This is a genomic window from Lysinibacillus sp. NPDC093190 (genome assembly GCF_050280425.1).
GTDB lineage: Bacteria > Bacillota > Bacilli > Bacillales_A > Planococcaceae > Lysinibacillus.
This window is the reverse complement of the sequence record NZ_JBNNVG010000059.1, coordinates 1-9,256: the sequence shown is the minus strand read 5'-3', so window position 1 is coordinate 9,256 and position 9,256 is coordinate 1. Positions and strand designations below refer to the sequence as shown.

The 9,256-nt window shown below is 32.0% G+C and carries 11 protein-coding genes and 1 pseudogene; 8 read left to right on the top strand and 4 right to left on the bottom strand.

Going from position 1 to position 9,256, the window contains the following annotated elements:
- Positions 1-222 precede the first annotated feature (222 nt).
- Both ACQKOF_RS24765 and ACQKOF_RS24760 read left to right on the top strand, forming a co-directional pair.
- A complete protein-coding gene (locus ACQKOF_RS24765; RefSeq protein WP_427562984.1) occupies positions 223-699 on the top strand; it encodes a helix-turn-helix domain-containing protein in 477 nt (158 codons plus the stop codon).
- Between the two features lie 12 nt (positions 700-711).
- Positions 712-918: pseudogene (locus ACQKOF_RS24760) on the top strand (DnaD domain protein); the annotation flags it as partial.
- Positions 919-1,259: 341 nt separating this feature from the next.
- On the opposite strand, the gene ACQKOF_RS24755 reads toward ACQKOF_RS24760, so the two are convergent.
- Both ACQKOF_RS24755 and ACQKOF_RS24750 read right to left on the bottom strand, forming a co-directional pair.
- Positions 1,260-2,417: a Ger(x)C family spore germination protein gene (locus ACQKOF_RS24755; RefSeq protein WP_427562981.1), complete on the bottom strand. Its 1,158-nt coding sequence runs from the start codon at positions 2,415-2,417 to the stop codon at positions 1,260-1,262.
- Between the two features lie 269 nt (positions 2,418-2,686).
- Positions 2,687-3,091, bottom strand: coding sequence for a VOC family protein (locus ACQKOF_RS24750; protein ID WP_427562978.1), 405 nt, complete (start codon positions 3,089-3,091; stop codon positions 2,687-2,689).
- A gap of 147 nt (positions 3,092-3,238) precedes the next feature.
- Between ACQKOF_RS24750 and ACQKOF_RS24745 the strand changes: the two genes are divergently transcribed.
- Positions 3,239-3,421, top strand: coding sequence for a hypothetical protein (locus ACQKOF_RS24745; protein ID WP_427562975.1), 183 nt, complete (start codon positions 3,239-3,241; stop codon positions 3,419-3,421).
- Between the two features lie 139 nt (positions 3,422-3,560).
- Here ACQKOF_RS24745 and ACQKOF_RS24740 read toward each other — a convergent pair whose 3' ends face one another.
- Positions 3,561-4,004 carry a carboxymuconolactone decarboxylase family protein gene (locus ACQKOF_RS24740; protein ID WP_427562970.1) on the bottom strand — a complete coding sequence of 148 codons (444 nt, stop codon included), beginning with the start codon at positions 4,002-4,004 and terminating at the stop codon, positions 3,561-3,563.
- Positions 4,005-4,254: 250 nt separating this feature from the next.
- On the opposite strand from ACQKOF_RS24740, the gene ACQKOF_RS24735 reads away from it, so the two are divergent.
- The 3 genes from ACQKOF_RS24735 (at position 4,255) to ACQKOF_RS24725 (ending at position 6,294) form a co-directional block, all read left to right on the top strand.
- Entirely contained in the window at positions 4,255-4,902 is a 648-nt protein-coding gene (locus ACQKOF_RS24735) for a pentapeptide repeat-containing protein (RefSeq protein WP_427562965.1), read from the top strand.
- 232 nt (positions 4,903-5,134) lie between these two features.
- Positions 5,135-5,779 (top strand): putative glycolipid-binding domain-containing protein, encoded by a 645-nt coding sequence (locus ACQKOF_RS24730; protein ID WP_427562962.1) that lies wholly within the window; start codon positions 5,135-5,137, stop codon positions 5,777-5,779.
- An 83-nt stretch (positions 5,780-5,862) separates the two neighbouring features.
- Positions 5,863-6,294 carry a hypothetical protein gene (locus ACQKOF_RS24725; protein ID WP_427562959.1) on the top strand — a complete coding sequence of 144 codons (432 nt, stop codon included), beginning with the start codon at positions 5,863-5,865 and terminating at the stop codon, positions 6,292-6,294.
- 112 nt (positions 6,295-6,406) lie between these two features.
- Here ACQKOF_RS24725 and ACQKOF_RS24720 read toward each other — a convergent pair whose 3' ends face one another.
- A complete protein-coding gene (locus tag ACQKOF_RS24720) occupies positions 6,407-7,618 on the bottom strand; it encodes a helix-turn-helix domain-containing protein (RefSeq protein WP_427562957.1) in 1,212 nt (403 codons plus the stop codon).
- Between the two features lie 192 nt (positions 7,619-7,810).
- On the opposite strand from ACQKOF_RS24720, the gene ACQKOF_RS24715 reads away from it, so the two are divergent.
- Both ACQKOF_RS24715 and ACQKOF_RS24710 read left to right on the top strand, forming a co-directional pair.
- Entirely contained in the window at positions 7,811-8,557 is a 747-nt protein-coding gene (locus tag ACQKOF_RS24715; RefSeq protein ID WP_427562954.1) for an alpha/beta fold hydrolase, read from the top strand.
- A gap of 360 nt (positions 8,558-8,917) precedes the next feature.
- The gene (locus tag ACQKOF_RS24710; RefSeq protein WP_427562951.1) at positions 8,918-9,160 is read left to right on the top strand and encodes a hypothetical protein; all 243 of its coding nucleotides are present in this window, start codon (positions 8,918-8,920) and stop codon (positions 9,158-9,160) included.
- The last annotated feature ends 96 nt before the right edge of the window (positions 9,161-9,256 follow it).

The window sequence follows — 9,256 nt, the reverse complement described above, 5'->3', positions numbered from 1 at the left end:
AAAAACCGAACTATTTCGAAACACTTCATGAGCGTTTCATTGGATAGTTCGGTATTTTTGTTGGCTGAAACACTTTTGTCCCAGCCTCATTTTTTTTTGCTTTCGAAAGCGGGGAAATTCCCATATTAATCAAAATTTTTGTCCCTAATTTTGTGCCAAATCTGTATATAAGTTAATGAATAGGAATGACTCAAAAATCTTACAAAACAAAAGGAGGGCATTATGGCAATATTTAGGGTTCATAAAAAGGACAATTATGTTGTGTTAGACAAAGGGTTTCTGAATGACACTCGTTTAAGCTGGAAAGCAAAAGGTTTGCTTGCGTATATGTTGTCTTTGCCAGATGATTGGTCATTTTGTATTTCTAATTTAGCCACTCATAGCAAATGCAGTCGTGAATCTACTGCTCACATTATTAGGGAGCTATCGCAAGCTGGCTATGTTCACAAAGTGCAGGGTAGAACAAACATAGGTAAATTTAGGAAATTTGAACTCTCAGTGTTCGAAACACCACAAATTGAACCGTATAGTGAAAATCCGATAACGGTTAATCCGTTGATGGAAAAACCGTTAACGGAAAAACCAACAATACTAATTAATAATAAATCACTAAATAATAAATTACTAACTAAAAATAATAATTATTATAAGAGCCATTCCTCAGAAGAGAACATTCCAAAACCACAAACGGCATTCTAATTCTACGAGCAAAATGGCTTTGGTTCTCTTGTCGCTCATGTCACATACAAAATCGATCATTGGATTAATGAATTATCGGAAGACCTTGTTATCCATGCTATGAAGCAAGCAGTAGAAAACAACGTGCATCGTTGGAATTACGTTGAAAAAATTCTAGACGATTGGACTAAGGCAGATAAGATCAATAAAAAATATAACTTTCAATTAAAAAGAGATTAGTATTTGTAAAGGCTATAATGTTTAAACTTATGCATTTCTAAGCGACCTTAAAAAATTTCTATACATATTTCCCCTTACATTTTTGCAATTTGCTTCACCCTGTATTTTCTAAAATTAATAACATAAAAAGCTGTAGCGTATGACAACGCTACAGCACAGAATTGGTCTTGCCCTTATAATGGCTTAGCCATAATAGCATTATAACACATAGAACGAAAAATCAAAGTTCTAATGAGAATTTATTTCAATGAATTGAATATATCGCTAGATAGTTGACACAATTGTGTTTTAACTTCTTTCAGCGGGTGTCCAAACATCCGCCGGAGGAATAATTGATATATCTATTCTTGAATTGTTTCAGCAAATGTTTTTCGACCAGGATTAACTTTATTAACGGTTATATTTATTTTACTAAGTGAATTTTCTGTCAATGGTACCTTACCATCTTTTTGTATCTTTTTCCATACCTTTACGTTTTTTCGATATAGCTGTTCTGATAAGCGGAAAACATCAACATCTATTTTTAAGCCCTCATCATATGTTTTTGTTATTTCTTTTTTAACTGCCTTAATAATACCTTTTCTTATTTGATCGGTGCTAACTTTTCCTTTGAAACCATTGATGATTGCATTCAATTTTATATCAACTTCAAAGGTTACTTCATTGTTTTTTACAATTGGTTTTATTTCAGTACTTAATTTTTCTAAATCGACTGTTAAATATTCTTTTTCTTTATTGTCTAATTTAATGGTTACGTCTCCTCGAGTTTTTTTACTAAACATCCATTGAATACCTCTTGCATTCTCATCATTTAGGTAGCCTTTAAATCCATTCTTAGAAACTACCCCGTAACCTGTTAATGCAGTTTCCGTTGTTGGCTCTTTGGTCGTCTCCCAATTTTTGTTGATTGAAACAAATGGAATATTCACTTCATGACTCGGTTCATTTAAGGCGATAAGTAAGTTTCGTAAATCAACGGGTTCTACATAGCTTTCTATTTCCTCTGTACGTAATGGATTGCTTAGTTTTGAAGCTGTTAACGATTTATTTAACATCGGTGTGACTAAAAGAACATCTTTAATGGGGTCCTTTGTACAATAAGTCAATATTTGATATCTTGTTTCCCGATGACGTAAAAAACTGTCAATAACAGGTATCGAATTCTCATTTTTCAAGGCATCCTCCGAGAAAAGAAGAAAAGTCATATGTCCCCAGAATATTTTTTGATCGATGGAGCGATATAGTTTAAAAAAGGCTTCTTCCATCGTTTTACCTTTAGCAAATCCAATTTCTGACGGTGGTGCTGGGGGAGTAGGCGCTTCAGATTTAGCTACATTAGCAAAATTGATAATTTGCATATATATTTCATATTGACCATCTTTATAATCGATCCCAATTCCGTCAATATAGTACATTCTTTGTGGTTCAGTTACATCCCAACATCCAGAAAGCAATAGTATAGCTGTTAAACTTACGATTAACATAATTTTTTTCTTCATTTTTTTGATCCCTACTTTTAGAAATTCTGTGTAATTTTGTGGAGTAAAGGGGTTTTGTATATAGCTTGGACAAAAAATGAGAAGATTATAAGTAGTGAAAATCTTAGGATAGCTACATTTGGCAAATTTAAACAAAGGACCAGGACTCATCTTTATAATGAGACCTGGCGTATTTATGAAAAATAGTTATTAATTTAATCCTACAATAACTGGCATTCAAAATTTAGGGAAAGCAAGGAGGGGTGAAGAAAATCCATCCCCTGATCACTTTATATTCCTTTATTATCGCGAAATTCTATAATGGTTCCTTCAGGTGCTATTAATTTACAAAGCTGGCCATTTTCAACTTTATAAATAATTTCATCATTTTTACGAATAAAATTAACATTCATGTCCTTCAATCGTTCTACTTCTTGATTAAGATTATCGACCCATAAACAGAAGTGTACAATGCCTTGAGCATTTGAGTTGCATGTATCAAGATTTTCATGATATTTCCCTGTTTGAAGCTCAATATAAAAGGCTCCGAGCTTTAGCCAAGTATTAAAATGTCTATCATGGAAATTTGGTGACTCCTGTACTAGTTCAAATCCTAATACCTCTGTGTAAAAATTTAAAGACTCAGAGTATGTATTCGTTTGTATGCAAATGTGATGCACATATTTTTCAGCCATAGTTAATTCTCCTTTTCAATTCGCTAGGTTGAATGGGTATTTCCTAAATGATACCAAAATAGCTAATTACCAATGAAATAGCGTATCATTTAGATTATATTCTTATAAGTATAATTTACACCAAAATGGATAATTTATATATCGGAGGTGATAATTTTGACAAATGAAAAGCGCAATAAAAGTGCAGAAGATCAAGTAGAATTTGGATCAGATTTAAGCCCTGACGATTTAGATGTGCGTGAAGAAAATGAATTAACAAAAGAACAAATGAACAATTCAAATAATGAAAAACAACACAACGAAAACACTTCCTCAAAACGTAATAAATAATAAGGAAGACGTATAAATTTCCTACCACAATCTCTGGGTTGTGGTAATTTGAATTGGAAAAGCTAATTGTTCAGTTGTAAGAGGGGAAAACCAATAAATTAGAAAAAACGAACACTCAAAAATGTTCGTTTATAAAAAATTACTTTTCAGTAGCTGTATTTCCCATTGCAATCGAAATCCTATTCCAACTGTTAATTTGATTGATGATTAGTATAAGGTCAACATATTGTTGCTCATCAAAGTGTTCACGTACTCTTTTATAGAGGTCTTCAGGAACTCTTTTAGTAGGAATTAGCGTAATATGTTCGGATAGTTCTAGAGCAGCTTTCTCTTCTGGTGTATAATAAGTGCATTCATTCCAAGCATTTAAACAATAAATACGTTGCTCAGTTTCACCCATCTTTCGAGCATCGGCTGTATGCAAATCTAGACAGAAGGCACACCCATTAATTTGAGAAACTCTAATTTTGATAAGCTCCCTAATCGTTCGATGAATTGTCGATGTCTTAGTATATTTCTCCATATCCATCATAATTTTCATTCCATCAGGTGCAACATCGTAATAAGCAATTCTTTGACTCATAAAGGCAAAACTCCTTTTTTAGTTAAGATAAAATTAATTATAATAGAGTACGAACGTATGTTCAAGTGTTGTTATCCGATATTTGGCTTAATTGGAATTCGAGAAATTAAAAGGGTGGAAAGTGAGGATATCTTCATTACATGACACGTCGAGTAGTTAGTTGTAGTTATAAATTAAATATTTAAAACTATATAAAAAATTAGGGAGGGTAAAATAAGTTGCGAAATTAAAGTGAGAAAGGACAAATAGAATGACTACAAAATTTAAAATTGAACTCCCACTTATACCAAATGATTTGGCTATAGGAACTTTTGAAGATATTTTTTATGATGAAGAACGTTATCTATCGAATCAACTAATTACGAATACAAGTAGAGAGAATGATAGTATTGAACGTTTATTTTTATCCAAAGTTATGTTTCAAAAAGTATCTTTGATTAACTCGAATTTCTACAAAATTGACATGACTGATGTAATCTTTGAAAACTGTGACTTATCTAACTCAAAATTTAATGAAGGTATTATACATCGAGTTACATTTAAAAACTGTAAACTGTTAGGTGTTGATTTCTCAGAGGCCCATTTAGGGAACGTTTCTTTTGAAGGTTGTATCATGAATTTATGTAATTTTGGAGTAGCGAGATTAAAACAGATTTGTTTTGAGCAGTCATCATTACGTGGTACAAGCTATTACGACTGCCAATTTAAGAAAGTGAAATTTGAACACTGTAATATTGATGAAGTTGATTTTAGCGATACGCCTCTAAATAATGTAGATATAAGTACATGCACATTTGAACGATTAAATGTAACCTTAAAAAATTTGAGCGGCTGTGTGATTTCCACTGAACAAGCAATTGGTTTTGCTGAATTACTTGGTTTAAAGGTTAAACGATAAAATTGACCTGGTTCGATTCGTTTTTTTAGATTTTTTATTCTGATCCCTTATTGGTAACAAGGACCCAACTACAATAAAGGCTTATCGCTATAATTGTAAAAGGAATTTTTATTAGTGAAACAATTATCAAAATAACCCCCCCTGTATTGCCTAAAATTGTAACATATAGAACAAGATAGAATAATTTGATAAAATTTAATTAATCATTAATTTTTATCGGATATTAATGTTAATGTCACAAGAAATAAAAATAGAAGTTTGCTCCAGGGAAGAATTAGCTTTCGATGAAGCATTTATTATAGAGATAGGGGAGAAAATTTTGAATCAAAAGGTAGTATGGAAGAATGAGGAACAGTTTGGTTGCGAGCATTTCAGCATTAATAAAGAAGAAAAATACTACTCTGCCAAAGGGACAATTATATATGTAGAAGAGGATGAATCCAATGCTCATATTGTAGAATATAAAGTTGATTTAGACTCCAACTGGTTTACTAAAAAATTGACAATTATAGTTGATGAACACAACAGTTTAAACTTAATGTCTGATGGGAAGGGTAACTGGTTCGAAAATGATGGACAGGTGATTGATAAGCTAAAAGGTGCAATTGATATTGACATATCTGCAACACCATTTTCAAATTCACTTCCTATCAATAGAATGGATTGGGTCCTTAATCAAGAGGAACATTTCGAAATGGTGTACATATCTATTCCAACACTTGAGGTAAAGAAAGTTCCTCAATCCTATAAATATTTAATAAACAGTGATAATTTGAGATATTTTAAATACCGTTGTTATGATTTTGAAACAACTATATGTGTAGACGAACAGGGTTTGATTATAGACTATCCGAATGTATTTAGAAGAATAAGATAATCTAAAGGGCATAGGCTCATGCCTAATCTCAAATGGGAGTGAGTCTTACTTCAAAAAAATACATATTGCTGAGTGTCATTGCTATGACAGCTTTAAAGCAAAAAAAGAGGTTGCGAAATACTATGTTGAAAAATAAAATTATATCAGTTGTCATTACAATAATTCTAGGAATATTTATCATTCCATTATTTATTGGATCTACATACAGCATTGCATATGGTATTTATGGTACTGCATTTACTGCACCTGCCATGCTTGTAGCTGTAATAGTATCAGTTGTAATTGAAAAAAACAGTAAAAATAAAAATGTTGCATTCATGTATTTTAAACATTTAATTTGTGCATTCATTTTTGCGCTATTATTTAGTATAGTTAATTTTGATATTAATACTATTAAAGATACTCTTTATCTAACTATTTCAATAGGCAGTATTTATATAACACTATTTGTGATTATTGAATATATTCTAAAATACATAAGTAAAAAAAATATTGTTACGAAGATTCTACATTAGGTTAACACTAGAGACCAGGTTTTTGCATGTTGTGGATTAACCTGGTCTCTTCTATTTTAAGACAAGAATGTTTAATCATTTAAAAAGGAAAAGTGCTTTACCGTTTTTGATTTTACAAAGATTTATTTACTAACTCTATAGTGTTTTTAATAAAATCTTGATAATTTGTTTTGGGTAATGAATCTATTTTGTTAGCAGCCTTTTTCGCATAAATAAGCGCTTCCTCTGTTTTTCCAAGTTGCATAAGACAAATTGCTCTATATGAATAAGCTGTGTAAAGAATACATAATTCAAGCGGGTAAGTAGTCGAGCCCGGCAACTTAAACTTTTCAAACGCTTCTAAGGCTTCATTGAGTTGTCCTTTTCCTAATAAAGCCTTACCTTTTTCTAGATAATAAAAATCACTTCCGATATTCCCCTTTAATACTGTAGCAAATTTATTTAAGTAAAGAAGAGCTTGTTCATAATCTTTTGGTATTTGATTGTAATAATGAGCTTGAAGCAACAGTGTAAAAGCTAGGGACTTATCATTTTCACTGAATACAGCGAATTGTTCTGACTTTTTTATAAAATATGCATAATCATTTTCATTGTTATGAAGAAGGGCTTGGAATGCTGCAATCCTGAAAATATTATCCATCTTATAATAGACCATTCTCTTCTTAGATATTATAATTAATTGATTAAGCTTTTCCTTCCCTGATTTATATTCTCCTATTCCAAAAAGTAAGACCATTTCAACGTAATTCGCCTCTAATTCAACTAGCATATCAATAACTGTTGCTTTTTCATCATACTCTTTTCTTACACTTCTTAACATATTCAAGGCATTAAGATACTCGCCCTTTTTTGCATGGTATTCTACTACATATAATTTGGCTGCCAAACAGTGGCTATAAAGAGATAATCGATCATAGATTGAAATAGCCCGATCTATCAACATTTCTCCACTTTTTTCATCTGACTTCATAACTGTTCTTCCGGAAATTTCTAATATCCTAGCAGATTCCAATGAAATGGGAAACTGTTGGTCAATAATGTTTTGAGTCAAACTAATTATCTGTTCATCATTATTTTTTTCATATTCTTCCTCTAATTTATTAAACAAGGTTTTTAGCTCATCAGGTGTAGGGCTCCCTAACAAATATTGAGGATCACAGCCCAACTGGCGCGCTATAAATTTTAAACTGTCCATTGAAGGGTTTGCGCGCCCATTTTCAATCATACTTAACATTCCTTTGGACATTTTATTACCTGTTAGTTCTACAAGTGTCATACCCTTTTCTATTCTTAATTTTTTAATTCGTTGTCCTAACTCATTCATTTTCCAACATCCCTTGAAATTCAGTTTATAAGTTCAATTATATTAAACTTCAGCTTGAAAAGGCAATTATTACATGTTACGATAAAGTTCAATTTAATTGAACTTTCTTGAATTGAAGTTTATGAAATTAGGAAAGATTTTTTTTATAGAAGAGAGCTTTCCTTTTAAAAAAATGGAAAAGAGGGATTAAAAATGGGTGAATTTATTGAAAATGAAGCAGGTCAAAAACTTGATATAGGCGGTATCGAATTATACTATGAATTGTTAGGGGAACATCACGATAGTCCAACACTTGTTTTCGAATCAGGGTATGGAGTTACTTTAGAAAACTGGAATTCGATTAAAGATGAAGTGTCAAAGTTCTCAAGAATGTTTATTTATGACAGAGCAGGAATCGGAAAAAGTGAAATGGATGACAGACCTCGACATAGTAGACAAAGTGTCGATAACTTACGTATATTACTTAAAAAAGCAGGTGTAAAGCCTCCATATGTATTAGTAGGTCACTCAATAGGAGGATTAAATGTAAGATTATTTGCAAGTAAATATCCAGAGGAAGTCGCAGGAGTAGTTCTCTTAGATTCATCACATGAGGATCAAAATAAAATATTGCCTCCCTTATTCACAAAAGAAGTTCAGGAAGCGTATTATAATCAATTTACTATAGAAGGATCTTTTAATGAGGTTGAAGAAAGTTTAGAGCAAGTTCGTTCTTCTAAATCTTTTGGAACTATTCCATTGATTGTCGTTACAGGAGGTTTGCAGCCTTTTCATACAAAGGAATCAATGGCTGCTTGGATGAGACTTCAGAAAAAGCTTGCAAACTTGTCAATAAATAAGCAACATATTGTCGTTGAAGATGCTGGGCATGCGATACATATTGATAAACCAGAAGTTGTTATCGATACAATAAGAGGTCTTTTAAGTATTGTAGTATAGAATGATAATAGATAATGCTTTTCTTTGTGCTACCCTGCCACTGGAATGGCGAAATCAGTGTGAAAGAAATACTGATGTTTCATTGGGACCTCAACCAGACGCTGAAAGTAAATATATTCAATTAGACAAGAAGTAGTCAGTAGAACTATTTGAAATACTTACTGGCGAAGAATTATCTGGCCTCGAGTTAGAGGCCATTTATTATGCACTTTGAACTAGAACCATTGATAATAGCACCAAACAAGGATACAGAGGTGTTACAGAATAATTTCTAAACAAACCGTCCTTGACGATAAATAGAATATTGTGAAACTTATTTAAACTTATGTCGTAGTAATATATAAGAGGGGAGGGATTAACTTGAAAAAATACTTATTATTTGCAGGAAGTTTCACGTTAGCATTTGTAGTATTGCAAGTACTATCAGGTATGCTATTAACAATGTTTTATACGCCTAGCATACGATGGGAAGAGGCTTCGACTTTATCATCACAAGTGGTATTTGGAAATACGAGCTTTATTCCGCCACTTATTATTTCTTTAATAGCGTTAGTAATTGCACTTGGTAGTACCAAGCTAATCAATAAAAAGGTTGTTCACTAATAAACATACTAAGATTAGTAGTACAAACCAAGGCCATGGTTTGTGCTACTATTTTATTTAGTAGAAGTGAAGAAAAGTCGACCAGCCTCTGGGATC